Annotated in this window: 23 protein-coding genes, 1 pseudogene and 1 riboswitch; of the genes and pseudogenes, 19 read left to right on the top strand and 5 right to left on the bottom strand. The window is 68.9% G+C overall.

The window, feature by feature from the left end; genetic code table 11:
• Nucleotides 1-157: 157 nt before the first annotated feature.
• The 4 genes from AC1Z3O_RS00770 to AC1Z3O_RS00785 all read left to right on the top strand — a co-directional run bounded on the left by AC1Z3O_RS00770 (nt 158) and on the right by AC1Z3O_RS00785 (nt 3,377).
• The gene (locus tag AC1Z3O_RS00770) at nt 158-1,189 is read left to right on the top strand and encodes a DUF2157 domain-containing protein (protein WP_483512801.1); all 1,032 of its coding nucleotides are present in this window, start codon (nt 158-160) and stop codon (nt 1,187-1,189) included.
• On the top strand, nt 1,186-2,334 hold the full coding sequence (locus tag AC1Z3O_RS00775; protein ID WP_483512802.1) for a DUF4401 domain-containing protein: 1,149 nt from the start codon (nt 1,186-1,188) through the stop codon (nt 2,332-2,334). Before AC1Z3O_RS00770 ends, AC1Z3O_RS00775 begins: the two co-directional genes overlap by 4 nt.
• Nucleotides 2,331-2,831 (top strand): GDYXXLXY domain-containing protein, encoded by a 501-nt coding sequence (locus AC1Z3O_RS00780; RefSeq protein ID WP_483512803.1) that lies wholly within the window; start codon nt 2,331-2,333, stop codon nt 2,829-2,831. Before AC1Z3O_RS00775 ends, AC1Z3O_RS00780 begins: the two co-directional genes overlap by 4 nt.
• A gap of 252 nt (nt 2,832-3,083) precedes the next feature.
• A complete protein-coding gene (locus tag AC1Z3O_RS00785) occupies nt 3,084-3,377 on the top strand; it encodes a hypothetical protein (protein WP_483512804.1) in 294 nt (97 codons plus the stop codon).
• Between the two features lie 92 nt (nt 3,378-3,469).
• Here the strand turns inward: AC1Z3O_RS00785 and AC1Z3O_RS00790 are convergent, their stop codons facing one another.
• Entirely contained in the window at nt 3,470-3,766 is a 297-nt protein-coding gene (locus tag AC1Z3O_RS00790) for a helix-turn-helix domain-containing protein (protein ID WP_483512805.1), read from the bottom strand.
• Nucleotides 3,763-4,106 (bottom strand): annotated as a pseudogene (locus AC1Z3O_RS00795) (type II toxin-antitoxin system RelE/ParE family toxin). Before AC1Z3O_RS00795 ends, AC1Z3O_RS00790 begins: the two are co-directional and overlap by 4 nt.
• Before the next feature lie 330 nt (nt 4,107-4,436).
• Between AC1Z3O_RS00795 and AC1Z3O_RS00800 the strand changes: the two are divergent.
• Nucleotides 4,437-5,360 carry an RNA polymerase sigma-70 factor gene (locus AC1Z3O_RS00800; protein WP_483512806.1) on the top strand — a complete coding sequence of 308 codons (924 nt, stop codon included), beginning with the start codon at nt 4,437-4,439 and terminating at the stop codon, nt 5,358-5,360.
• A gap of 120 nt (nt 5,361-5,480) precedes the next feature.
• Nucleotides 5,481-5,933 (top strand): carboxymuconolactone decarboxylase family protein, encoded by a 453-nt coding sequence (locus tag AC1Z3O_RS00805; RefSeq protein ID WP_483512807.1) that lies wholly within the window; start codon nt 5,481-5,483, stop codon nt 5,931-5,933.
• A 182-nt stretch (nt 5,934-6,115) separates the two neighbouring features.
• Here AC1Z3O_RS00805 and AC1Z3O_RS00810 read toward each other — a convergent pair whose 3' ends face one another.
• The gene (locus tag AC1Z3O_RS00810) at nt 6,116-6,490 is read right to left on the bottom strand and encodes a CzcE family metal-binding protein (protein WP_483512808.1); all 375 of its coding nucleotides are present in this window, start codon (nt 6,488-6,490) and stop codon (nt 6,116-6,118) included.
• A gap of 399 nt (nt 6,491-6,889) precedes the next feature.
• On the opposite strand from AC1Z3O_RS00810, the gene AC1Z3O_RS00815 reads away from it, so the two are divergent.
• The 11 genes from AC1Z3O_RS00815 to AC1Z3O_RS00865 all read left to right on the top strand — a co-directional run bounded on the left by AC1Z3O_RS00815 (nt 6,890) and on the right by AC1Z3O_RS00865 (nt 17,456).
• The gene (locus AC1Z3O_RS00815) at nt 6,890-7,270 is read left to right on the top strand and encodes a DUF427 domain-containing protein (RefSeq protein WP_483512809.1); all 381 of its coding nucleotides are present in this window, start codon (nt 6,890-6,892) and stop codon (nt 7,268-7,270) included.
• A 74-nt stretch (nt 7,271-7,344) separates the two neighbouring features.
• Nucleotides 7,345-8,271: a LysR family transcriptional regulator gene (locus AC1Z3O_RS00820; RefSeq protein WP_483512810.1), complete on the top strand. Its 927-nt coding sequence runs from the start codon at nt 7,345-7,347 to the stop codon at nt 8,269-8,271.
• A 250-nt stretch (nt 8,272-8,521) separates the two neighbouring features.
• Entirely contained in the window at nt 8,522-9,310 is a 789-nt protein-coding gene (locus AC1Z3O_RS00825) for a class II aldolase/adducin family protein (RefSeq protein WP_483512811.1), read from the top strand.
• A gap of 100 nt (nt 9,311-9,410) precedes the next feature.
• Complete coding sequence (locus tag AC1Z3O_RS00830; RefSeq protein WP_483512812.1) at nt 9,411-9,596, top strand: hypothetical protein; 186 nt, start codon at nt 9,411-9,413, stop codon at nt 9,594-9,596.
• Between the two features lie 198 nt (nt 9,597-9,794).
• A complete protein-coding gene (locus AC1Z3O_RS00835) occupies nt 9,795-10,796 on the top strand; it encodes a Bug family tripartite tricarboxylate transporter substrate binding protein (protein ID WP_483512813.1) in 1,002 nt (333 codons plus the stop codon).
• Nucleotides 10,754-11,878: a D-2-hydroxyacid dehydrogenase gene (locus AC1Z3O_RS00840; protein WP_483512814.1), complete on the top strand. Its 1,125-nt coding sequence runs from the start codon at nt 10,754-10,756 to the stop codon at nt 11,876-11,878. Before AC1Z3O_RS00835 ends, AC1Z3O_RS00840 begins: the two co-directional genes overlap by 43 nt.
• A gap of 168 nt (nt 11,879-12,046) precedes the next feature.
• Nucleotides 12,047-13,456 carry an FAD-dependent tricarballylate dehydrogenase TcuA gene (tcuA, locus tag AC1Z3O_RS00845; protein WP_483512815.1) on the top strand — a complete coding sequence of 470 codons (1,410 nt, stop codon included), beginning with the start codon at nt 12,047-12,049 and terminating at the stop codon, nt 13,454-13,456.
• On the top strand, nt 13,443-14,657 hold the full coding sequence (gene tcuB, locus AC1Z3O_RS00850) for a tricarballylate utilization 4Fe-4S protein TcuB (protein WP_483512816.1): 1,215 nt from the start codon (nt 13,443-13,445) through the stop codon (nt 14,655-14,657). The genes tcuA and tcuB overlap by 14 nt, the downstream gene beginning before the upstream one ends.
• Before the next feature lie 84 nt (nt 14,658-14,741).
• A complete protein-coding gene (locus AC1Z3O_RS00855) occupies nt 14,742-15,725 on the top strand; it encodes a tripartite tricarboxylate transporter substrate binding protein (protein ID WP_483512817.1) in 984 nt (327 codons plus the stop codon).
• A gap of 100 nt (nt 15,726-15,825) precedes the next feature.
• A riboswitch (FMN riboswitch) is annotated at nt 15,826-15,999 on the top strand.
• A gap of 83 nt (nt 16,000-16,082) precedes the next feature.
• Entirely contained in the window at nt 16,083-16,616 is a 534-nt protein-coding gene (locus tag AC1Z3O_RS00860; RefSeq protein ID WP_483512818.1) for a 6,7-dimethyl-8-ribityllumazine synthase, read from the top strand.
• Nucleotides 16,617-16,751: 135 nt separating this feature from the next.
• Nucleotides 16,752-17,456 carry a riboflavin synthase subunit alpha gene (locus AC1Z3O_RS00865; RefSeq protein ID WP_483512819.1) on the top strand — a complete coding sequence of 235 codons (705 nt, stop codon included), beginning with the start codon at nt 16,752-16,754 and terminating at the stop codon, nt 17,454-17,456.
• Nucleotides 17,457-17,479: 23 nt separating this feature from the next.
• Here the strand turns inward: AC1Z3O_RS00865 and AC1Z3O_RS00870 are convergent, their stop codons facing one another.
• Nucleotides 17,480-18,019 (bottom strand): Spy/CpxP family protein refolding chaperone, encoded by a 540-nt coding sequence (locus AC1Z3O_RS00870; protein WP_483512820.1) that lies wholly within the window; start codon nt 18,017-18,019, stop codon nt 17,480-17,482.
• Between the two features lie 119 nt (nt 18,020-18,138).
• Nucleotides 18,139-18,390, bottom strand: a complete 252-nt coding sequence (locus tag AC1Z3O_RS00875) for a hypothetical protein (RefSeq protein WP_483512821.1) — start codon at nt 18,388-18,390, stop codon at nt 18,139-18,141.
• 445 nt (nt 18,391-18,835) lie between these two features.
• Here AC1Z3O_RS00875 and AC1Z3O_RS00880 point away from each other — a divergent pair, with 445 nt between their 5' ends.
• Together AC1Z3O_RS00880 and AC1Z3O_RS00885 are read left to right on the top strand one after the other, a co-directional pair.
• Nucleotides 18,836-20,239, top strand: a complete 1,404-nt coding sequence (locus tag AC1Z3O_RS00880) for an HdeD family acid-resistance protein (protein WP_483512822.1) — start codon at nt 18,836-18,838, stop codon at nt 20,237-20,239.
• Between the two features lie 160 nt (nt 20,240-20,399).
• Nucleotides 20,400-21,845 (top strand): MFS transporter, encoded by a 1,446-nt coding sequence (locus AC1Z3O_RS00885; protein WP_483512823.1) that lies wholly within the window; start codon nt 20,400-20,402, stop codon nt 21,843-21,845.
• Nucleotides 21,846-21,877: the final 32 nt, after the last annotated feature.

Genomic DNA, 21,877 nt, shown 5'->3' on the forward strand with positions numbered 1-21,877 from the left:
CGGCAGTGTTCACGGAAAGCGCAAAGGATACCGGGCGGGCGCCGCGTGCGCAAAGCACGTGCGCGGCCGCCGGGTGCAGCCGCGGGGTGCACGCCGGATGCGCAGTGACAGTCGCTTTGCTACAGTGCAGTTCACCTAGTCACTTCCCGTCCTGCTCATGGCTACTTCCCTGATGCAATCGCTGCGCGAGCGGCGCGCCATCCGCCAGGCCCTGGCCGGCTGGCGCCGCGACGGTGTGCTGGTGCCCGCCGCCAGCAAGGTCGCCTGGGCCCGCACCGAACCCGGCGGGACCGACTGGCGCGCCTGGCTGGACCTGGTCTTGCTGGCGCTGGGCGTGGCCCTGCTGTGCACCGGCGTCATCGTCTTCTTCGCCTTCAACTGGCAGGATCTGCACAAGTTCGCCAAGTTCGGCCTGCTGGCCGGGCTCATCTCTGCGCTGGCGGCCTTCGCGCTGCCTAGGCGGCAGGGCGACATCGCGGCCCTGGCCGCGCTGGCCGGTGCGCAGGTGATCACCGGGGCGCTGCTCGCGGTGATCGGGCAGGTCTACCAGACCGGCGCCGATGCCTGGCAGCTCTTCGCCATCTGGGCGCTGCTGGCCGTGCCCTGGGCGCTGGCCGCGCGCGCTGCGCCGCATTGGTGGCTGGTGCTGGCGGTCGGCAACGTGGCGCTGCTGCGCTATTGCAGTGTCCGGCTGGGCGTGGGCGGCATGTTCGAGCTGCTCTTCAACGACCGCAGCGGCCTCGCCACCAGCCTGCTGTTGCTGCTGGCCGCGGCCGCGCAACTGGTGCTCTGGTACGCGCTGAGCGCCGTAGCGTCCGGCCTGGGCTTCCGCGGCCAGGCCGGCGCGCGCATCGCCGGCACGCTGGTTTGCGCCTATGCCGTCTGGCTGGGCCTGGCCAGCCTGCTGCACGACTGGATGTCCGGTGCCTACTACCCGCTCGCGCTGGCGGCCTTGGCCGCGCTCGGCGCCTGGGTCTACCTGCGCGCCTTCGATATCGTGCTGCTCAGCCTGGCCAGCTTCAGCGCCATCGTGCTGCTCATTGCTGGCGCCGGCCGCTGGCTGCTGCGCGGCAGCACCGACTTCAGCGTCTTCCTGCTGCTGGGCGTACTGACCGTGGCGCTGGCCGGCGGCGCTGCCAGCTGGCTGCTGAGCGCCCATCGCCGCCACATCTTGGGAGCACAAGCATGAGCACCCCGAAACCTGCTTCCACTGCGGCCGCCGATCCCGCCAGCCGTGCCGTGCGCAAGCTCTGGGACGACCTGGCCGCGCGCGGCATGGCCAGCGGCGGCTACGCCGAGCCGGTGCGCACGCCCTGGGCCGTGCGCGTGCTGATGGGCGGCGCCGGCTGGCTGGGCGCCTTGTTCTTCCAGATCTTCCTGGTGGGCAGCGTATTCCTGGCCGCACGCGAGAACGGCTGGGCCATGGCGCTGTGCGGCCTTGCCATGATCGGCCTGGCCGCGGTGCTGTACCAGCGCCGCAGCGATAGCATCGCGCTGGAGCAGTTTGCGCTGGCGATCAGCCTGAGCGGGCAGGGCATGGTCGTCATGGGCGCCGCCGAGGCCTTCTCTTTCGATCGCATGCTGGAGTCCGCCGGCTTCTGGGCCGGCATCGCTATCTTCGAAGCTGTGCTGTTCTGCGCCGTGGCCAACCGCCTGCACCGGCTGGTATGCGCGCTCAGTGTCTGGGGTGCCGCCGCGATGGCCGCGCAGCTCGCCATCGGCCGGCCCGAGTTCCACGGCTGGTTCGCCTACCCCTGGCCGCTGGTTGGCCTGGTGCCGCTGGCCTGCGTCTTGCTGATCGCCTTCACCAACAACGAAGGCCGGCTATGCACCGCCAACCGGCTGGACTGGGCCGAGCCCGCCGCCGACGCCACTCTGCTGTTCGCCCTCTTCGGCGCGCTGGCGCTGACCGGCGCCGACCGCCCGTTCGCCCTGTTGGCCGACCATGCTGCCGGGCTCGGCATGCACTGGCACGCTGGCGCGCTGCTGGCCTTGCTGCTGGCCGTGTTCGCCGCCTCGGAGGCGCGCCGCCTCGGCATGCCCAGCGGCATCGGCCTGGCCGCAGTCATCGTCGCGCTGGCGCTGGGCGCGCTGATGGCGGGCGCACCCGCCGTCAGCGCCGGCGTGCTGGTGCTGGGCCTGGCGCTGCGCCGTGCCTCGCTGCCCTGGATCGGGCTGGCCGTGGCCACGCTGCTGGTCGGCTTCACCTGGTACTACAGCGCGCTCACCTGGACCTTGCTGGCCAAGTCCGCCACGCTCGCCGGCGCCGGCGTGCTGGTCCTGATCGCCCGCGCCGGGCTGCTGCGCCGTCCCGGCGCCAAGGAGGTCGCATGAAACGCTGGATCCTGATCGCCTGGGTCCTGACCCTGGGCGTGGCCGCCTTCGCCATCGCCGGCAAGGAGCGCCTGCTCGCCGGCGGCCAGACCGTCTACCTGCGCCTGGCCCCGGTGGACCCGCGCTCGCTGATGCAGGGTGACTACATGGCGCTGAGGTTTGCCATCGGCAACGCCATCGACGAAGCCCGGCGGCAGCAGAACCTGCCGGACTCTCGCACGGGCGTGGCCGTGGTCCGCCTGGACGACAAGCGCGAAGCCAGCTTCGTGCGGCTGCACGCCGGCGAGCCGCTGGCCGCCGGCGAACACCTGCTGCGCTACCAGACTGTGCCCTCGCGTTGGGGCGGCACGATGGTGCAGGTGTCCACCGATGCCTACTTCTTCCAGGAGGGGCAGGCGGAGCGGTTTGAGAAGGCGAAATACGGGGAGTTCCGGCTCGGCGACGATGGCGTGGCGCTGCTGGTGAAGGTGGTGGGGGAGGGGATGGCGGGGTTGTGAGGGGGGGAAATGTGTTCGGGATCCGCGCACCCGTATCTCCTTGAAACAATCTGAGCCCCCACTCCGGATTGCGCTCTTCCTGTCGCTACAAGCGTGGCGACCGGGATTGACAGCCCGAATACACAGGTGAGCTCTCAACACAGGAGGCAGCTGCCATGTATCGGTCTATCCCAGCCAGATTCCGACCAAGCCCCTTTTCACTCTTCCGGTTCAATCTCTCACGGGCTTTTGCCGCATGCGGAAGGGGCCGCCATGCTTAAACACACCCGTTCAAACCTCACCGCCGAACACCGAGCCTCAGCGGTATTCCTGACCCGTCATTACGCACTGGAAACCCTGCTGACAGTCGCCGCCGAGAAAGCAGCGCAGCTTCATGGCCTGCTGTTCATGATTCGCGACTACGCGGCCAGCGGCAGCACCTTCGGCGCGCTGGTGCCGGAGCTGCAGGACGACATTCTGTCGCTGGCGGCGGATCTTGCCTTGGAAACGCTGGTGGTAAGCGAGATGGCGGTCATGCACGCCGGACCCGAAGCCGGGGATGGCTGAGCGCACTGGCGCGAAGCATGCGCGTTGACGTTCTGGCGATAGGCCAAGGGCCCTGGAAAGGACCCTTGGTCCATGCAAGCGTTACCGGTGAATCAGCGTGCAACGGCATCGGCCCCGCTGATCACATGCATCTCGACATGCAGGCCGGCCGCCGCCGCCATATTGACCAGCGTGTCGATACTGAACAGGTTGATCTTGCCGCGCATCAGGTCGGAAATGCGCGGCTGCGTGACGCCGAACAGCTCGGCGGCTTGTGCCTGGCTCATTTCCATCTGCGTGATGTGGTGCTTGAGCGCAAGCATCAGTTCGGAGCGCAGCCTCATGTTTCCGGCCTCGACCGGCGTGTTCTCGATGGCGTCCCAGACGCTGGTGAACTTTTGCATGTTCATGGTCCCAATTCCTTGCGCAAATCGCGGTAGCGCATGGCGGCAAGTTCGATGTCGGCCCGGCGCGTCTTCTCAGTCTGCTTCTGGAAGCAGTGAAGAACATAGACAGCATCGGCCTGCTTCGCCACGTAGATCACCCTGAACGCGCCGCTCGTGTCTCGAATGCGAATCTCGCGCACGCCCGGCCCTATGGTTGGCATCGGTTTCCAGTCGTCCGGCTCCAGGCCGTGCTGTACCTGGTCGATCTGGTGGCCGGCCTCCCATCTTGCAGCCAAGGAAAGGCGCGCAAGTCCTTGAGGGAGCTCCCGCAGAACTGAACGGGCTTGATGTCACTCGTACCCATGATATACAAAATTTTGTATTTTGTCCGAATTAAAAAGCGAGGCGATGCGGCATGGCTCCTTGCGGGCTGGCTTTTGGTCAGAGGCATCCACGCTAGCCGCCCATTGTGCAGCGATGAGCTCGTCGTTTCGTGTCCGATCGTGCCGATTGAGTTTGGACGGGTCCGCAGTGATATCGCCGGCGATCACGTGCCGCTGGCGGCGCCAGCGGCCCCCGCCCATTGCGGTTTCCAGCCGGTCGACGGTGGCGCAAGGCCGCGCTTGGGGGCAAGCTGTCACAAGCGCGGCATCTGCCGCGTCTGGGATTCATCCCCCAACCTGCCGAACCCGACATGACCGACAACGATCCGAAACCGGCCGCGCCCAAGACCGCTCCCGACACCGCCCGGGACGCCGGTGCCGATCCCTTCGCCGCCCTGCGCCCGCGCCTGTTCTCCATCGCCTACCGCATGCTGGGTACCCGGGCCGACGCCGAGGATGTGCTGCAGGATGCCTGGCTGCGCTGGCACCAGGCCGACCAGTCCGCGCTGCAGTCCGCCGAGGCCTGGCTGGTGACGGTGGTGACGCGCCTTTCGATAGACCGGCTGCGCGCCGCCAGGACGGAGCGCGAGGCCTACATCGGCTGGTGGCTGCCCGAGCCGCTGGTGGAGCTGGACGAGCGCACGCCCGAGTCGGCCGCCGAGATGGCCAGCGACCTGTCGGTGGCCTTCCTGTGGGTGCTGGAGCGGCTGGCGCCGGAGGAGCGCGCGGCCTTCCTGCTGCGCCAGGTGTTCGATCATGACTATGACGAGATCGCCGCGCTGCTGGGCAAGAGCGAGGCGGCCTGCCGGCAGATGGTGCACCGCGCCGGCGAGCGGGTGCGGCAGCAGCCGCGCTTTGCCGTCGATCGCGACAATCACCGGCGCGTGCTGGAGAAGTTCATGCACGCCGCGCGCAGCGGCGAGCGCGACGCGATCCAGGCGCTGCTGGACGAGAACGTGCAGCTGGTCGGTGATGGCGGCGGCAAGGTGCCGTCGTTCCTGAAGATCCTCCGCGGCGCGCATCGCATCGCCAACCTGTATTGGGCGGTGTGGCGCCGGCTGGGCGAGGGCGTCGTCTACCGGATGGCGTGGGTCAATGGCGAGCCGGGGCTGCTGCGCTATGTCAATGGTGAGGTCGAATCGGCACAGGCCTTCGTCATCCACGGCGAACGCATCGTGGGCATCTACACGGTGCGCAATCCCGACAAGCTGGCAGGCATTCCGCCCCTGCGCTGAGCCGGATGCGGATTTTCTGTGCGCGGCTGTCACAGGCCCGCACGGCCGTGCGTCTAGTGGATATGGCGTGCCGCAAGGGGCGGCGCGCCGGCAATTGCAATCCAGACGAGAGGCCCTGCCATGTCACAAGCCGTCCGCATTCCCTACTTCAAGCTTGCACCCAAGTCCTTCCAGGCCATGCTGAACCTGTCCGCCACCGTGCACGATGGTGCGCTCGGCGTGCGGCTGGTGGACCTGGTGTTCCTGCGTGTGTCACAGATCAATGGCTGCGCCTACTGCATCGACATGCACTGGCGCGACCTGATCAAGCAGGGCATGGATCCGCGCCACGCCAACGCCCTGACGGGCTGGCGCGAGGCGCCGTTCTTCAGCGCGCGCGAGCGCGCGGCGCTGCACTGGGCGGAGCTGATCACCGCCATCCCGCACAGCGATGCCAGTGACGAAGAGTTCGCCCGGCTGCGCCAGCATTTCAGTGATGCGGAGATCGCCGAACTGGGCTTCGCCATTGCGGTGATCAATGCCTGGAACCTGCTGAACGCGGGCTTCCGCAATCCGGTGCCGGAAGCGGTGTAGCAGGATTCCGCCAGCAGCCCCTGCGGCGTGGCCGCAAGCACGGCCAGGTCGGTAAAGATGCGCCGGAGAAGTGCCGGGCCGGCCTCAAGTCGCCGCTTTGCTCGGCGGGAACCCCGCCCCGTTTCATTGCGACGCCGGGCAGGGGTTCCACTGCGTGTATAAGGAAAAGGAAAAGCCCGCGATCAGCCCGCGCTATAGATCTGGCTGGGCTTGATATAGACGTAGACGTCCTTGGCCTGCTGCACGCCGGGCATCAGCAGGGCGAGCTTCATCGAACTGCCGTTGATCGACTGCAGGAAGGTCCAGCCCACCGCCTGTCCCTCGGCGTGGAAAGCGACCGATTCACCGGATTCCACGATCACGCGCTTCATGCCGGGCTGGAGGGTAATGGTGCGAGTCACCGTGTCGAGGCGGGCAGGGCTGCCGAACAGCGCGCTCTCATGGCTGGCCGGGGTGATGGCAGCGACGGGTGCGGCCGCGTCCGCAGCCGGAGCGCTCCATACGGGGGCGGTGCCGAGAAGGAGCAGGGCTGCGATGAGGGAGGTCTTGGTAGTCATGATGCAAGTCGTGGCCCTGCCGGGATGGCAGTCCGAGGCAGGGCGGGCGTCGCCGGATTATTGTCGTGTCGCTGATCGGGCTCTGGTATCAGGGGGCGATGCGTGCGCGGCGCGGAGGGGCGGCTTCTCCGCTGGGCCTGGGTCGTCGTGTGTGTATTGTCGTGTACAAGAACGTTTGACCTAGGGTTAACCCTGGACGCAGTGTAGCGCCGCGGCGCAAATTCCAAAAATGACTTGAATTCACAGTATCAAGTCGTTTTTTTCTTGTGCTTGAATTGCGAAGCACGGTGCGCGCCGCCAAACCACGCAGCCTGCGCGCCCTGCACAACCGGCGCATACTGTGCCGGCGCGCCGCGCCGCCGGCCTCCGGCGCCCCATACCCCAGCAGGAGGACTCGTCATGACCGCCAAGCCAGTCAGGATTCCCGGGCCCGACCATCCCATCACCGTGGCACGCAATCCCGCACGGGTCGTCGTCACCGTGGCCGGCCGTGTTGTCGCTGACAGCCGCAACGCGCTGACGCTGCGCGAGGCATCCTATCCGCCGGTGCTGTACATCCCGCGCCAGGACGCCGACATGTCACAGCTCGAGCGCAGCGACCACACCACCTACTGTCCTTACAAGGGAGACTGCGCGTACTTCAGCATCCCGATGGGCGGCGTGCGGTCCGTCAACGCGGTGTGGTCCTACGAAGCGCCCTATCCGGCGGTGGCCGAGATCGCAGGCCATCTTGCCTTCTACCCTGACCGGGTTGACCGCATCGAGGAGCTCGCGCCCTGAGTCGGCCCGGATCTGTCCTGCTGCTTCCCGGCTGCCGGATAGAATCCGCCTGATCGGATACTCAAGGGACGGGCATGGAGCTCAGACAGCTTCGCTACTTCGTACAAGTGGTCGAGCTCGGCAGCATGGGGCAGGCGGCGCAGAAGCTGGGCGTGGTGACCTCGGCGCTGAGCCAGCAGATCAGCCGGCTCGAGAGTGAATTGTCGACCCGCCTGTTGCAGCGCACCTCCACCGGCGTGGTGCCCACGGACGCTGGCCTGGCTTTCTTGCGGCAGGCGCAGCTTGCCCTGCGCCACGCCGACGACGCGGTGCGCGCGGCCCAGCTTGCACGGCTGTCCGGCCACGTCAGCGTGGGCATGGCGCCCAGCACCATCACTGTGCTCGGCCTGCCCTTCATGCAGGCCATGCGCGAGCGCTATCCGGACATCCGCCTGCACCTGGTCGAGAGCCTGTCGGGCAACCTGGCGGCGATGATCGGCGCCCGCCAGCTCGACCTGGCCGTGCTGTTCCAGACCGGGGCCGGCCAGCGCTGGAGCGTGACGCCGCTGCTGACGGAGCGGCTCTTCGTCATCGCGCGTCCCGAGCTACCGGGCCTGCCGGTCGCGGCGACCACGCGCTTGGCACAGCTCAACGATCTGCCGCTGATCCTGCCGAGCAGCCCGCACGGCCTGCGCTCCGTGCTCGACGCGGCCTTCGCGCGCAGCCGCTGCCGGCCCAATGTGGTGGCCGAGATCGACGGGCTGGCAATGCTGATGGACGCGGTACGCGCCGGCCTCGGTGCCACCCTGCAGCCCGGCGCGGCGGTGGCGCGCCTGGCCGGCGAGCCGCTGGCCATGATCGGCATCGCCGACCGCGCGGTGCACCGTCCCAACCTGCTGGTCAGCCTTTCGGACGACGAGCTGTCGCCGGCGGGACTGGCGGCGCGCAGTACGCTGGCCAGCGTGACGCGGGAACTGGTCAAGGCCGGGAGCTGGCCCGGCGCCACCCTTCACAAAGCCTGAAGACCCCTTGAGCCGGCGCGTCTGGCGCCGGGCGGGAGTGCTCGGTACAGTCGGCTGCCTACATAGAAGGCAGCGGCACGGGAGGCGGTGCGGAAGATGTGGGGCGTCCTGGTCATTGGCGGCAACTGTGCTGCCCGGAGGCCCGGCAAGCCGCCGCAGGCCCGGTCCGGCAGCGCGAGGCGATGCCACACTGCCTGCCGGGCCTCTTTACTGCCCGATCTGCCCCCATCCCCCGACAAGGAGACTCCAGATGACCCGACCCGGCGTGCTCGCCATCCCTTCCATGCGTGGCCGGTGCAGCGATGCCGAGTGGCAGGCCCGCGTCGACCTCGCCGCCTGCTACCGGCTGGTCGACCTGTACGGTATGTCCGACATGATGGCCAATCATATTTCGGTACGGGTGCCCGATGAGGACGGCGCCTTCCTGATCAATGCCTACGGCCTGATGTACGAGGAAATCACCGCGTCCAGCCTGATCAAGGTGGACCATGCCGGCAACATCCTCTCCACGCCCGATTTCGGTTCGCTCGGCTACGGCGTCAACAAGGCCGGCTACGTGATCCACAGCGCCGTGCACGCGGCGCGCCCGGAAGTCGCCTGCGTGATCCATACCCACAGCTGGGCCTCGATGGCGGTGTCCTCGCTCGACTGCGGACTGCTGCCGCTGACCCAGACCGCGATGCGCTTTCTCAAGATCGGTTACCACGACTACCAGGGCGTGGTGCTGGACACCGCCGAGCAGGCTTCGCTGATCGCCGACCTTGGCGGCAGCGAGGCGCTGATCCTGCGCAACCACGGCGCGCTCACGGTCGGCAACACGGTCGGCGAGGCTTTCAACTGGATGCACAGGCTGGAGCTGGCCTGCCGCGCGCAGATCGGCGCGATGGCTTGCAACAGCCCGCTGCGCCAGGTGTTACAGGACGTGCTGGAGGCCACCTGGAACAACTACCAGCCCGGCACGCGGCGCCCCTACGGCCAGATGGAGTGGCCCGCGCTGCTGCGCAAGCTCGATCGCATGGACCCGAGCTTCCGCGACTGAGATCGCAGGATCCGGCGAGGCGGCGAAGACCGCTCGCTGCCCCGACCGTGCCGGCCTCGCCGGCACCCTGGCCGGCGCCGAGGAAACGTGGAGAGACAAGATGGACCGAAGACAGATGCTGGGGCGCATGCTCGCCCTCGGCACGGCATCGTGCGCCCTCGGCGCGCGCGCGCAGGCGCTGCCGCGCAAGCCGGTCACCCTGGTGGTGCCGTTCGCCCCCGGCGGCAACCTCGACGTGGTCGCGCGCGCTGGCTGCCGAATGAGGCGCTGCGTCGGCGCGTCCTAGTGGACAACCCGCCACGGCTCTACGGCTTCGCCTGAGACCAGGCTGCCCGACACCGCGGGCGGCACTTCCCGCCGCTGACGCGTCCTGCTTTCGGCGGTGCTCACGCCGGCGGCGCCCGCAGCGCTGCCGGCCAGTTCATCACAACGTGGACCGAGGATGCGGCAGCGTCCCGAGTCCGCGCATCCACAGGAGACATCGATGAACAGATTCGCCCCCGCTTTCCCCTGCCTTCCCCGCCTGAGACGCGCCGCCGGCGCGCTCGCGCTCGCTGTGGCAGGCGTGGCGCCTGGTCCCGCCGTCGCACAGGATGCCTATCCCGCCAAGCCGGTGCGCATGGTGGTGGCCTTCACCGCCGGCGGCACCACCGACATCCTGGCGCGCAGCGTGAGCAAGCTGCTGGCGGAGCGCTTCAAGCAATCCTTCGTGGTCGACAACCGCCCCGGCGCCGGCGGCAACATCGGCACCGAGTTCGTGGCGCGCGCACCGGCCGACGGCTACACGCTGCTGGTGGACTCGGTCGGTCCCATCTCGATCAACCAGACGCTCTACAAGCGCCTGAACATCGATCCGCTCAAGGACCTGGTGCCGGTGGTGCAGATTGCCGACGTGCCCAATGTGCTGGTGGTGCCGGCCACGCTGCCGGTCAAGCGCTTCGAGGATTTCATCGCCTATGCCAAGGCCAATCCGGGCAAGCTCAACTACGGCTCGACCGGGGTGGGCACCTCGTCGGACCTCTCCAGCTTCATGCTGATGCAGCGCATCGGCTCCGCGGCCACGCATGTTCCCTACAAGGGCGCCGACGCGCTCAATGACCTGTTGTCCGGCCGCGTGCAGTTCATGTTCGCCACCATTCCCTCGGTCATCGGCCAGATCAAGGCCGGCAAGCTGGTGCCGCTCGCGGTCAGCAGCGTGCGCCGCTCGCGCTCCCTGCCGGAGGTGCCGACGGTGGCCGAGAAGGGCTTCCCCGGCTTCGAGGCCGGCTCCTGGTTCGGCCTGTTCGCACCAAAGGGCACGTCGCGCGCGGTGGTGGAGAGCCTCAACGGCGCGGTCAACGAGATGCTGCCGGCCCTGCAGGAGCAGTTGGTGCGCGAAGGTGCCGACCCTGTGGGCGGCACGCCGGAGCAGTTCGGGGAGTTCACTTACAAGGAGTACGTCAAATGGAAGGCGGTGGTGCAGGCGTCGGGTGCGAAGGTGGACTGATCGTGTCGGAGCGGGCAGCGCAGGCAGGCCGGCAAGGGGCGTCCGCGTCGGATGGACAGCCGTGGCTGTGCGCGCAGCGGCCCCCGCGCATCCTGCTCTCGGAGCAGGCGCTGGCACGCTACGGCGAGCGCATCGCGGCGGCGGTCGAGGCCGCGAGCGGGGCCGATCCGGGCAGAGGCTTCGAGCCGGTGCTGCCGACCGGCGGGGCCGCCCCGCCGGACGCGGACCTCGCCTTCCTCTCGCGCGATGTGACCGGACTGTCCACCAAGCATGAGATCCAGCCGGCCACCGCACTCTTCTACGAAGCGATGCTGGCCGCCCCTGGCCTGCGCTGGGTACATACCCACTCGGCGGGTGCCGACCGCGCCGTGTTCAGCACGCTGCGCGCACGCGGGGTGCGGGTGACCACCTCCTCGGGGGCCAATGCCGCCGTCGTGGCCCAGACCGCGCTGGCCGGCGTGCTGGCCCTGGCACGGCATTTCCCGCAGATGATGGCGGCGCAGCGGGAACGCCGCTGGGCGCCGCTGCTGCAATCCGGCCTGCCGCGGGACCTGGCCGGGCAGTGCGCGGTGGTGGTCGGCTGGGGGCCGATCGGGCAACGGCTGGGCACGTGGCTGCAGGCACTCGGGCTGGAGGTGGTGGTGGTGCGCCAGCGCGACGAGCCGGTCGGTCCCGGGCTGCAGACCGTCGGCTTCCAGTCCATGCACGCGGTGCTGCCGCGCGCCGACTGGTTGTTGCTGGCCTGCCCCCTCACCGACGCCACGCGCGGGCTGGTCGACGCTGCCGCGCTGGCGCGGCTGCCGGCCGGTGCGCGGCTGGTCAACGTGGCGCGCGGGGAGGTCGTCGAAGAACCCGCGCTGATCGAGGCGCTCTGCCAGGGCCGTCTGGCCGGCGCCTACCTGGATGTATTCGCGCACGAGCCGCTGCCGGCCGACTCGCCGCTGTGGGCGCTGCCCAACGTCATCATCACGCCGCACAGCGCGGGCTTCTCCGACGGCAACGCCGCGCGGGTTGTGGAGATCTTCCTCGACAATCTGGGGTACTGGCTGCAGGGCGCGCCGCTGCGCAACCTGTCGCAGTGACCGCGTGACGCGGCAGAGCGGAAGCGGCGGGCATGCCCGCCATGCGCGCGCCCGGGAGGGCGCGCTACCGCCCTTCACGGATCCTGAAGACCCCTTGAGCCGGCGCGTCTGGCGCCACCTTCCCACGCTCGGTACAGTCGTTCGCTTCTACAGGAGGCTGTGCAGATTATGTGGGATGTCCTGGTCATCGGCGGCGGCAATGCCGCCCTGTGCGCGGCACTGATGGCGCGCGAAGCCGGCGCCTCTGTGCTGATGCTCGAGGCGGCGCCGCGTGCGTGGCGCGGCGGCAATTCGCAACACACGCGCAACCTGCGCTGCATGCACGATGCCCCGCAGGACGTGCTGGTCGACGCCTACCCCGAAGAGGAGTACTGGCAGGACCTGCTCAAGGTTACTGGCGGCCTCACCGACGAGAAGCTGGCGCGCCTGGCGATCCGCGCCTCCTCGACCTGCCGCCCCTGGATGCAGAAGCACGGCGTGCGTTTCCAGCCGCCGCTATCCGGCGCGCTGCACGTGGCGCGCACCAATGCCTTCTTCATGGGCGGCGGCAAGGCCCTGGTCAACGCCTACTACCGCAGCGCCGAGGCACTGGGCGTGCAGATCCGCTACGAGGCGCCGGTGGATGCCATTGAACTGGACGGTGGGCGCTTCGTGGCCGCGCGCATCGGGCGTGAGCGCATCGTTGCGCGCGCCTGCGTGCTGGCCTCCGGCGGCTTCGAGTCCAACCGCGGCTGGCTGCGCGAGGCCTGGGGCCGGAATGAGCGCGGCGAATGGCCGGCCGACAACTTCCTGATCCGCGGCACGCGCTACAACATGGGCGTGCTGCTGCGCTACATGATCGATGCCGGCGCCGACGCCATCGGCGATCCCTCGCAGTCGCACTGCGTGGCGATCGATGCGCGCGCGCCGCTGTACGACGGTGGCATCTGCACGCGCATCGACTGCGTCTCGCTGGGCGTGGTGCTCAATCGCGACGCCCAGCGCTTCTATGATGAGGGCGAGGATTTCTGGCCCAAGCGCTACGCCATCTGGGGCCGCCTGGTAGCGCAACAACCAGACCAGATCGGCTACTCCATCATCGACGCCAAGGCGGTGGGCCGCTTCATGCCGCCGGTCTTTCCCGGCACCACGGCGAACACGCTGCCGGAACTGGCGCGCAAGCTCGGCCTGCCCGAGGCCGCCTTCATGCAGAGCATCGAGGCCTACAACGCGGCCTGCCACGTCGGTACCTTCGACCACACCAGGCTGGACGACTGCCACACCGAGGGCATCGTGCCGCCCAAGACGCACTGGGCGCGCCCGCTCGACACCGCGCCCTTCTACGGCTACCCGCTGCGCCCGGGCATCACCTTCACCTACCTCGGCCTGAAGGTGGACGAGCGCGCGGCCGTGCACTTTGGCGGGGTGCCCAGCGACAACCTGTTCGTGGCCGGCGAGATGATGGCCGGCAACGTGCTGGGCAAGGGATACACGGCGGGTGTGGGCATGTCGATCGGCACCGCCTTCGGCCGCATCGCGGGCACGCAGGCGGCAAGGTCCGCGGCCCGGCAACAAGGAATTCAAGATGAAGCAGCCTGATACCGTGGCCGCCCTGGAAGAACTGGCGCGCGAGGCCCAGCAACTGGCCGCCGCGCCGGCCGAGGCGCCCGCGCGGCGCGACGTCATCCGCGTGCTGCCGCTGACGGAGAACGAAGAGGAAGTGGCGCGGCAGATGCAGATCTGCAATGCCTGCCGCTATTGCGAGGGCTTCTGCGCGGTCTTCCCGGCCATGACGCGCCGGCTGGAATTCGCCAAGGCCGACATCCACTACCTGGCCAACCTGTGCCACAACTGCGGAGCCTGCTACCACGCCTGCCAGTACGCGCCGCCGCATGATTTCGCCGTCAACGTGCCGCAGGCGATGGCGCGCGTGCGCGGCCAGACCTACGCGGACTACGCGTGGCCGCCGGCGCTGGGCGCGCTGTACAAGCGCAACGGCCTGACCGTGGCGCTGGCGCTGGCCGCGGGGCTGGCGCTGTTCCTGCTGCTGGCGCTGGCGCGCAACGGCACGCTGGTGCACGCGCCGCTGGCTGGCGACTTCTACGCCATCTTCCCGCACAACCTGATGGCGGCGATGTTCGGCGCGGTGTTCGGTTTCGCCGTGATCGCGCTGGGCATCGGCGTCACGCGCTTCTGGCGCAATGTCTCGCCCGGCCAGGCCAGCGCGCCTGCGCTGGCCGAGGCCGCGCACGACGCGCTGATGCTGACCTACCTGGATGGCGGCCACGGCCAGGGCTGCAATGAGGAGGACGACCACTTCACGATGGCGCGTCGGCGCTTCCACCACTGCACCTTCTACGGCTTCCTGCTCTGCTTCGCTTCGACCGCGGTGGCGACGGTCTATCACTACGCCTTTGGCTGGCACGCGCCGTACACGCTTCTCAGCGCCCCGGTGCTGCTCGGCACCGCCGGCGGCATCGGCCTGGTGGTCGGCTGTTCGGGCCTGCTGTGGCTGAACCTGCGGCGCGACCCGGCGCGCGGCGACGCGGCGCAGCGCCCGATGGACCGCGGCTTCATTGCGCTGCTGCTGCTGACGGCGGCCAGCGGCCTGGCGCTGCTGGCCTGGCGCGACAGCGGTGCGATGGCCTCGTTCCTGGCCGTGCACCTGGGCGTGGTGATGGCGCTCTTCGCCACGCTGCCCTACGGCAAGTTCGCGCACGGCATCTATCGCTGCGCGGCGCTGCTGAAGTCCGCCATCGAGAAGCGTCAGCCCAACCGGCTGCAGCTCGGCGCCGACTGATCCGCGCGATCCGCGCCGGCACGGCCGGCATCCCCGCAACCGTTCTTTCCAATTACAACGACACCGCAAAGAGGAGACTGTTACATGGCATTCCACGTGCGCCGATCCCTGCTCGCCAGCCTGCTGGGCACGGCACTGATCATCGCCGGCGCGGCGCCGGCCGCGGCCCAGGGCTGGCCGGGCAAGCCCATCACGCTGGTGGTGCCCTTCGCCGCCGGCGGCACCACCGACATCATCGGCCGCACCGTCGGCCAGAAGCTGGGCGAGGCGCTGCGCCAGCCTGTGGTGGTCGACAACCGGCCCGGCGCCGGTGGCACGCTGGGCGCGGCCAACGTGGCGCGCGCCCAGCCGGACGGTTACACCTTCCTGCTCGCCACCGTCGCGCACACGATGGCGCCCGGCATCTACAAGAAGCTGCCCTACGAGTTCACCAAGGACCTGGACCCGATTGGCCTGGTGGCGCTGACGCCCAATGTGCTGCTGGTGAATCCGTCGATTCCGGCCAAGTCCGTGCCGGAGCTGATCGCCTACATCAAGCGCCATCCGGGCAAGGTCAACTATGGCTCGGCCGGCATCGGCAGCACCGAGCACCTGTCGGGCGAGCTGTTCCGCGCCATGACCGGGACCGACATCTCGCACGTGCCCTACAAGGGCGGCGCGCCTATGATGACCGACCTGATCGCGGGCCAGATCCAGATGGCCATCGAGACCAGCCCCTCGGCGGCGCCGCACGTGCGCAGCGGTGTGGTCAAGGCACTGGCCGTCACCACCGCCAAGCGGTCTTCGGCCTATCCGGGCGTGCCTACGTTGGACGAAAGCGGCGTCAAGGGCTTCGAGGTGACCACCTGGTACGCGCTGATGGCGCCGCACGGCACGCCGGCCGATGTCGAGCAGCGCATTGGCGCCGAGCTGGCCAAGGTGCTCAAGCAGCCCGAGGTGCAAAAGCGCTTCGAGGAGCAGGGTGTGACCGCCGGCGACATGAGTCCGGCGCAGCTCGCCGCCTTCATTCGCGCTGAGACAGCCAAGTGGGGCAAGGTGGCGAAGGAATCTGGCGCCTCGGCCGACTGACATATGCCGCCGGGGGAGGGGGGAAGTAGTGTCCTGCGCACCCGGCCTTGCCGTTCCCCCGCTGCTTGAGGCAGAATCCCTCCGTTGCAGTCCTTCTGCAACGCGTTCTCAGGGCGGGGTGGAAGTCCCCACCGGCGGTAATGGCGGAGGCCTCGCTTCACAGGCGGGCCCGCACAAGCCCGCGAGCGCCCGGTGTGCCGTCAGGCCGCCGGGGTCAGCAGATTCGGTGCGATTCCGAAGCCGACGGTCATAGTCCGGATGGAAGAGAGCGCGACGTCTACGCCTCCTGCCCGGCTTGCCGGGCCCGGGAGGCGACGCTCGTGCGCCCTGATTCTGGAAACCTATCCAAGGAAAGCCATGAATCAGCTGACCCCTCCTTATCACCTCGTTCACGAAGGCCGGTCCTCCACGTCGCCAGGCGGTTCCGGACGCCCGGATGGTTCGGGTGGCCGCATTGCACTGATCTGCGCGCAGTGGCATGCCGACATCGTCCATAGCGCACGCGATGCCTTCCTGGCCGAAATGGCCCGGCTGGGCGTGCCCAGCGACTCGGTGGACGTCATCGACGTGCCGGGCGCCTTCGAGATCCCGCTGCACGCCCGCAAGCTGGCTGCGAGCGGCCGCTACGATGCGGTGGTCGCCTCCGCGCTGGTGGTCGATGGCGGTATCTATCGGCACGAGTTCGTCGCCGACGCCGTGATCTCCGGCCTGATGCGCGTGCAGCTCGATACCGAGGTGCCCGTGATCTCGGCCGTGCTTACGCCGAAGGACTTCCACGACCACGAGGATCACCGGCGCTTCTTCACTGAGCACTTCGTGGTGAAGGGCAAGGAAGCGGCCAACGCCTGCGTCAAGACCGTTCAAAGCCTGGCCCGGCTGGCAGCCGCCTAAGTGCGGGCCGCGCGGCGGCGGCCCCGCAAGCGGCCGCCGCCGCTATCGGCGACAATCGGCGACAATCGCATGGGCGCCAGCGCGCCCGGCGTTCGCGAAGACAGAATCGACAGAATCGACAGAGAAGACAGCATCATGTTCACCGGAATCATCCAGGGCATGGCGAAGATCGCCGCCATCCAGGACCGCGAAGGTCTGCGCACCTTTGAGCTCGAATTCCCGCCCGGCTTCTGCCAGGACCTGGCCATCGGCGCCAGCGTATCGGTCGACGGCGTCTGCCTGACCGTGACCGAGCTGCTCTCGCCGACCGCGGCATCGTTCGACGTGATGCTGCAGAGCCTGAACGTGACCACGCTGGGCAGCTACGCCGGTGGCAGCATCGCCAATGTCGAGCGCGCGGCCAAGGATGGTGCGGAGATCGGCGGCCATCCGCTGTCCGGGCACATCGATTTCTCGACCACCATCCTGAGCGCCCGCACCTCGGACACCAACCGCGTGCTGCGCATCGGCATTCCGCCGGAATTCCGCAAGTACGTCTTCGCCAAGGGCTATATCGCCGTCAACGGCGCCAGCCTGACGGTGTCGGAAGTGAACCGCGCCGAGGGCTGGTTCGAGGTCTGGCTGATCCCGGAAACGCGCCGCGCCACCGTGTTCGAGCAGAAGCAGCCGGGCGACGCGCTCAACGTGGAGATCGAGCGCGCCACGCAGGTGGTCGTCGACACCGTGCGCGAGACCGTGCAGGAAAGCCTGGGCAAGCTGCAGCCGGTGCTCGAGGCCATCCTGAAAGAGAAGGGGATGACGCTCGAGGACCTGATCGAGCCGTCCAAGCTGCCGCGCTGAGCGCGGAGGCTCGGCGCCGGCCGCTAGCCGGCCGCCGCCGGCGAGGAAGCGCCGTGCTGCATGTGCCCGCCCTTGTGGCCGCCGCCATGCTGCTTGCCGTGCTCGTAGCGGAACAGGCTGTCAGCCGTCTTCTTCTGCTCGTCCGACAGCGTGGCGTAGAGCGCGCTGAAGGCCGTGCTGAGCTTCTGCATATTGTCGGCATGCACTTGCGCCAGCGTGGCGTATGACTTCATCGACTCCTCGGCATTCATCGTCGGCAGTTTCTGCGCACGCTCCTGGAAGGCCTCGCCGGCGCGCTTGCCGTTATCGCGCATTGTCTGCGCGAAGGCGTCCCATTGCGGCGCCTGCTGGCTGGTGATCTTCATCTGGTCATGTAACTGCTTGATCCTGTTTTCGACGGCTTCCTGGTGCCGCTGCGCGGGCGAGGCCTTGGCCGGCGCTGCCGGTGGCGTCGCCGCAGGCGCGCTGCCGCCGCCCTGGGCCCGGGCCGGGCCGGCGAGCAGGGTCAGCACCAGCAAGGCTGGCGCCGCGGCTAGCTGGATGGTGCGGATGGTGTTGTGCATTCTTGTTTCCTGTTCAGCGAAGTGGTCGGGAGAGGGCGGCGCCGCGCCATCGCTGAAAGGCGCGGGCGTCCGCTGGGGCAAGGCATTCGCCAGTCATTCACAAGGGTTGGATCAGGCCATCAATAGCCTGGCGGATAGCCCGGGTAGTAGGGCGCGGCAGGCGGCGGCGGTGGCGGCGGCGCGCTCGGATAGACCACGGCCGGCGGCGCCCGCATGGCGCCGGCGAGGGCGGCCCCCGCGAAGGCACCCAGCAAGGCACCCATAACCGCTGGAATCGCCCTCGTCCCCGCGGTCACCGTGGCGATCGCCGCGATCATCGCCGTGGTGGTTCTCATGCCGGGAGGGGGGCGGGTGTCCGTGTTCCTCGTCATGCCCGCGCGGCTGGGCCTGGAGCGGCAATGCTGTCGCCGCGACGGCTGTGACGATGCTGGCCGCGATGGCATGGCGACAACGGGGGTACATCGCACTGAGCACCATGGATGGTGTTCCCCGCGCCGCCGATTGGCCCGGGCAGGGAATGGAGTCTCCGACTGGAAAAATATTAATTGCCAGCCACGTGAAGTCAAGAAAGGCTCCAAGCTGCGCGTCCGATCAGTCGCACAGGACGCTCCGCTTGGTGTCCTGAGAGATGGATCGGCGACGACACCGGGGCGGTGGCGGCAAGCCGCTGCCGCGCCAATCCATCCGGGGGATGCCGGCGGCGCCGATGGCCGCTATCATGGCGAAATCGCTTTCGGGTGCGTCATGCTGCACCCATGCTGTCATTCCGGTGGGCATGGGTCCGGCCTCGCCCACGAACAGCCGTGGAGACTGCCGATGGTGCGCTTGATGATGATCCTGCTTGGCGTCGACTACCTGCGCACGCGCTGGCGCGCATTGGGGGTGGCGGGCGCCGTCAGCATCACGCTCGGCGTGGTGGTGGTCATCGACGCGCTGGACAATGCCCTCTACTTCCCCATCCAGCCCTTTGCCTGGCTGCTGCTGCTGGAGGGCATGGCCACGCTCTCCGTGGCATGGACCGGCATGGGCGGGCAGCGCACGCTGCGCTACGTCAAGGGAATCGCGTTCTGCTTTGCCGCGATGCTGATCCTCGCCGGCCATCGCCATGGCAACTTCGTGCTGTCGATGATCTTCGGCACGCTGTTCCTGGCCGACGGCCTGCTGCAGGTGGTTTCCGCGCGCGTGGTGCGCTACCGCACCTGGCGCCTGGCGATGGCGGGCGGCGTGGTCGAGATCCTGCTGGCCATCTTCTTCTTCCAGCCCTATCCCACGCATTACGTCGGCACCGTGCCCTACTGCCTGGGGCTGGGCCTGATCTTCGGCGGCTGGAACATGCTGGTGCTGGCCACCCGCGTGCGCCGGCTGGCGGCCAACCCCGCCGTGTCGCGCGATGCGGCCGCGCAGGCCGCGAGCATGACGCCGGCGGCCAGGCAGATCCAGTCCGGTGTCTCGACCTGGGACGGCCCGCCCGCAGCGGACGAGCCGGCGCTGACCGTCCATGTCTGGACGCCGGTGGGCTCGTCCAAGGCGAAAGCGCGGCGCCAGCCCATCATCGACCGCTACATCGCCGCGGTCGACCGCAACGGCGTGATCTCCACCGGTCATGCCGCGCTGGAGTCGCCCGAGGGCATCTATGTGAGCCTTTACCCGGGCGTCGAGATCGACCGCTCGCCCGACGACTTCGCACGGCTGCTGCGCGCCACCCGCGAGAACGACGTGCCCGGCCTGTTCCAGCCCGACTACGTCACCGAATCGCGCGCCTGGTGTCCTTCCACCATGCAGGTGCGCATCCGTAATTACGATCCCGAGCGGCTGCGCCGCTTCTGGGAGACCTACCGGCAGGACACCACCTACAACCTGACGCACCGCAATTGCTCGAGCAGCGTGGCGCGCGCGCTGGAGGCCGCGCTCGAGGGTGCTTCGGCGCGCGTCTGGGGCCGGCTGGGCGGCTGGAAGCCGCTGCTGCGCGTGCTGACCACGCCCGAACTGTGGGTGGCGGCCCAGCTCCGCAAGCGCGCCGCGACGATGGCCTGGACACCAGGCCTGACGCTGGACTACGCGCGCGCACTGAGCATGCTGGCCGACCCGCGTCCCTCGGGCTGGACCAAGATGGCCCGGCTGGCGCTGCAGCGCATGGTGCACGCCAGGCGGAAGTGGCGCGAGGAGGAGGCGGCGGCCGAGGCCGCCAATGCCGCCACCGAGACCGGCGGTTCGGCCTGAGCGCCGGGTCGGCACTCCACGCTCAGCGTCCTGCAGACTTCCGCGTTTTCCCTTATCTTGTCGTCTGACGTCAGACAAACAGCAACCACCGCCAGACGGCGATACTGCTCCACCGGCCAGCCCGCCAAGGGTGCGCGCCGCAGGCAGCAGGCAGGACAAGATGCCGAATACCCCCGACACCCAGCCCGCGCCCCGTCCGGCGGATCGCCCGCTGAACGCGCGCGAGCGCCGCGGCATGGCCGCCATCATGATCGCCGTGGCGCTGGCGACACTCGACACGGCCATCGCCAACACCGCGTTGCCCTCCATCGCCGCCGACCTGCGCGCCACGCCAGCGGCGTCGGTCTGGGTCATCAATGCCTATCAGCTCGCCATGGTGTCCACGCTGCTGCCTTTCGCGGCACTGGGCGGCATCCTCGGCCACCGCCGCATCTACCTGGGCGGCGTGGTGCTGTTCCTGATTTCCTCGCTGGTGTGCGCGCTGGCCTGGTCGCTGCCTTCGCTGGCAGCCGCGCGCGTGCTGCAGGGCATCGGCGCGAGCGCCATCATGAGCGTCAACACGGCGCTGATCAGCGCCATCTACCCCATGCACCGGCTCGGGCGCGGCGTGGGACTGAACGCGCTGGTGGTGGGCATGTCCTTCGCGCTGGGGCCGACCGTGGCCTCCGTGATCCTTTCCTTCGGCACCTGGCCCTGGCTGTTCGCGGTGAACCTGCCGATCGGCTTGCTGGCGCTGTCCATCGCCTGGTCCTCGCTGCCGCAGACGCCGCGCAGCGGGCATGGCTTCGATCGCGTGGCGGCTGGCTTGAACGTGGTCACCTTCGCCGCGCTGATCTTCGCGCTGGGCGAGGGCTCGCAGCGCGCGCCGCTGCAATGGTCGCTGGCGGCGCTCGGCGTGTTCCTGGTGGCCTTCGTCCTGCTGCTGCGCCGGGAGCGCGGACATCCCGCGCCGATGCTGCCTGTCGACCTGTTCCGCCGTCCGCTGTTCGCGCTGTCCACCGTCACCGCCGTCTGCTCCTTCGCCGCACAAGGGCTGGCCTTCGTGTCGCTGCCGTTCTACTTCCAGACGGTGCTGGGCCGCAGCCAGGTGGAAACCGGCTTCCTGATGACGCCTTGGTCGCTGGTGGTGGCGCTGATGGCGCCGATCGCGGGGCGCCTCTCCGACCGCCATGCGCCTGGCCTGCTGGGCGGCATCGGGTTGGCGATCCTGGCCGTGGGTATGGCCTCGCTGGCCATGCTGCCAGCCGCGCCGACGGCATTCGACATCGGCATCCGCATGGCCATCTGCGGCGCGGGCTTCGGCTTCTTCCAGTCACCCAACCTGAAGGCCCTGATGTCGAGCGCGCCGCGCGAACGCAGCGGTGGCGCCAGCGGCGTGATCGCTACGGCGCGGCTGCTCGGCCAGGCCACGGGTGCGGCGCTGGTGGCGGCCAGCTTCGGCATCGCCGGGCGCCACGGTCCCACGCTGGCCCTGGCGCTGGGCGCGGGCTTTGCCGGCGTCGCGAGCGTGGCCAGCGCCCTGCGGCTGATGGCCCCTGACAGCGGCGACGCGCCGGCGCAGACGGTGGCCAGGGCCGGCACGCAGGGCTCGGCGAGCGGCCGCTGAGGTCGCGGCCGGCCCGGTAACGGGTGGCGCTG

Source organism: Cupriavidus sp. 09_S30 (assembly GCF_056930435.1).

Coding starts and splice junctions, on each gene's coding strand:
- AC1Z3O_RS00770 (WP_483512801.1), top strand. CDS start 158: ATGGCTACTTCCCTGATGCAATCGCTGCGCGAGCGGCGCGCCATCCGC.
- AC1Z3O_RS00775 (WP_483512802.1), top strand. CDS start 1,186: ATGAGCACCCCGAAACCTGCTTCCACTGCGGCCGCCGATCCCGCCAGC.
- AC1Z3O_RS00780 (WP_483512803.1), top strand. CDS start 2,331: ATGAAACGCTGGATCCTGATCGCCTGGGTCCTGACCCTGGGCGTGGCC.
- AC1Z3O_RS00785 (WP_483512804.1), top strand. CDS start 3,084: ATGCTTAAACACACCCGTTCAAACCTCACCGCCGAACACCGAGCCTCA.
- AC1Z3O_RS00790 (WP_483512805.1), bottom strand. CDS start 3,766: ATGAACATGCAAAAGTTCACCAGCGTCTGGGACGCCATCGAGAACACG.
- AC1Z3O_RS00800 (WP_483512806.1), top strand. CDS start 4,437: ATGACCGACAACGATCCGAAACCGGCCGCGCCCAAGACCGCTCCCGAC.
- AC1Z3O_RS00805 (WP_483512807.1), top strand. CDS start 5,481: ATGTCACAAGCCGTCCGCATTCCCTACTTCAAGCTTGCACCCAAGTCC.
- AC1Z3O_RS00810 (WP_483512808.1), bottom strand. CDS start 6,490: ATGACTACCAAGACCTCCCTCATCGCAGCCCTGCTCCTTCTCGGCACC.
- AC1Z3O_RS00815 (WP_483512809.1), top strand. CDS start 6,890: ATGACCGCCAAGCCAGTCAGGATTCCCGGGCCCGACCATCCCATCACC.
- AC1Z3O_RS00820 (WP_483512810.1), top strand. CDS start 7,345: ATGGAGCTCAGACAGCTTCGCTACTTCGTACAAGTGGTCGAGCTCGGC.
- AC1Z3O_RS00825 (WP_483512811.1), top strand. CDS start 8,522: ATGACCCGACCCGGCGTGCTCGCCATCCCTTCCATGCGTGGCCGGTGC.
- AC1Z3O_RS00830 (WP_483512812.1), top strand. CDS start 9,411: ATGGACCGAAGACAGATGCTGGGGCGCATGCTCGCCCTCGGCACGGCA.
- AC1Z3O_RS00835 (WP_483512813.1), top strand. CDS start 9,795: ATGAACAGATTCGCCCCCGCTTTCCCCTGCCTTCCCCGCCTGAGACGC.
- AC1Z3O_RS00840 (WP_483512814.1), top strand. CDS start 10,754: ATGGAAGGCGGTGGTGCAGGCGTCGGGTGCGAAGGTGGACTGATCGTG.
- tcuA (WP_483512815.1), top strand. CDS start 12,047: ATGTGGGATGTCCTGGTCATCGGCGGCGGCAATGCCGCCCTGTGCGCG.
- tcuB (WP_483512816.1), top strand. CDS start 13,443: ATGAAGCAGCCTGATACCGTGGCCGCCCTGGAAGAACTGGCGCGCGAG.
- AC1Z3O_RS00855 (WP_483512817.1), top strand. CDS start 14,742: ATGGCATTCCACGTGCGCCGATCCCTGCTCGCCAGCCTGCTGGGCACG.
- AC1Z3O_RS00860 (WP_483512818.1), top strand. CDS start 16,083: ATGAATCAGCTGACCCCTCCTTATCACCTCGTTCACGAAGGCCGGTCC.
- AC1Z3O_RS00865 (WP_483512819.1), top strand. CDS start 16,752: ATGTTCACCGGAATCATCCAGGGCATGGCGAAGATCGCCGCCATCCAG.
- AC1Z3O_RS00870 (WP_483512820.1), bottom strand. CDS start 18,019: ATGCACAACACCATCCGCACCATCCAGCTAGCCGCGGCGCCAGCCTTG.
- AC1Z3O_RS00875 (WP_483512821.1), bottom strand. CDS start 18,390: ATGACGAGGAACACGGACACCCGCCCCCCTCCCGGCATGAGAACCACC.
- AC1Z3O_RS00880 (WP_483512822.1), top strand. CDS start 18,836: ATGGTGCGCTTGATGATGATCCTGCTTGGCGTCGACTACCTGCGCACG.
- AC1Z3O_RS00885 (WP_483512823.1), top strand. CDS start 20,400: ATGCCGAATACCCCCGACACCCAGCCCGCGCCCCGTCCGGCGGATCGC.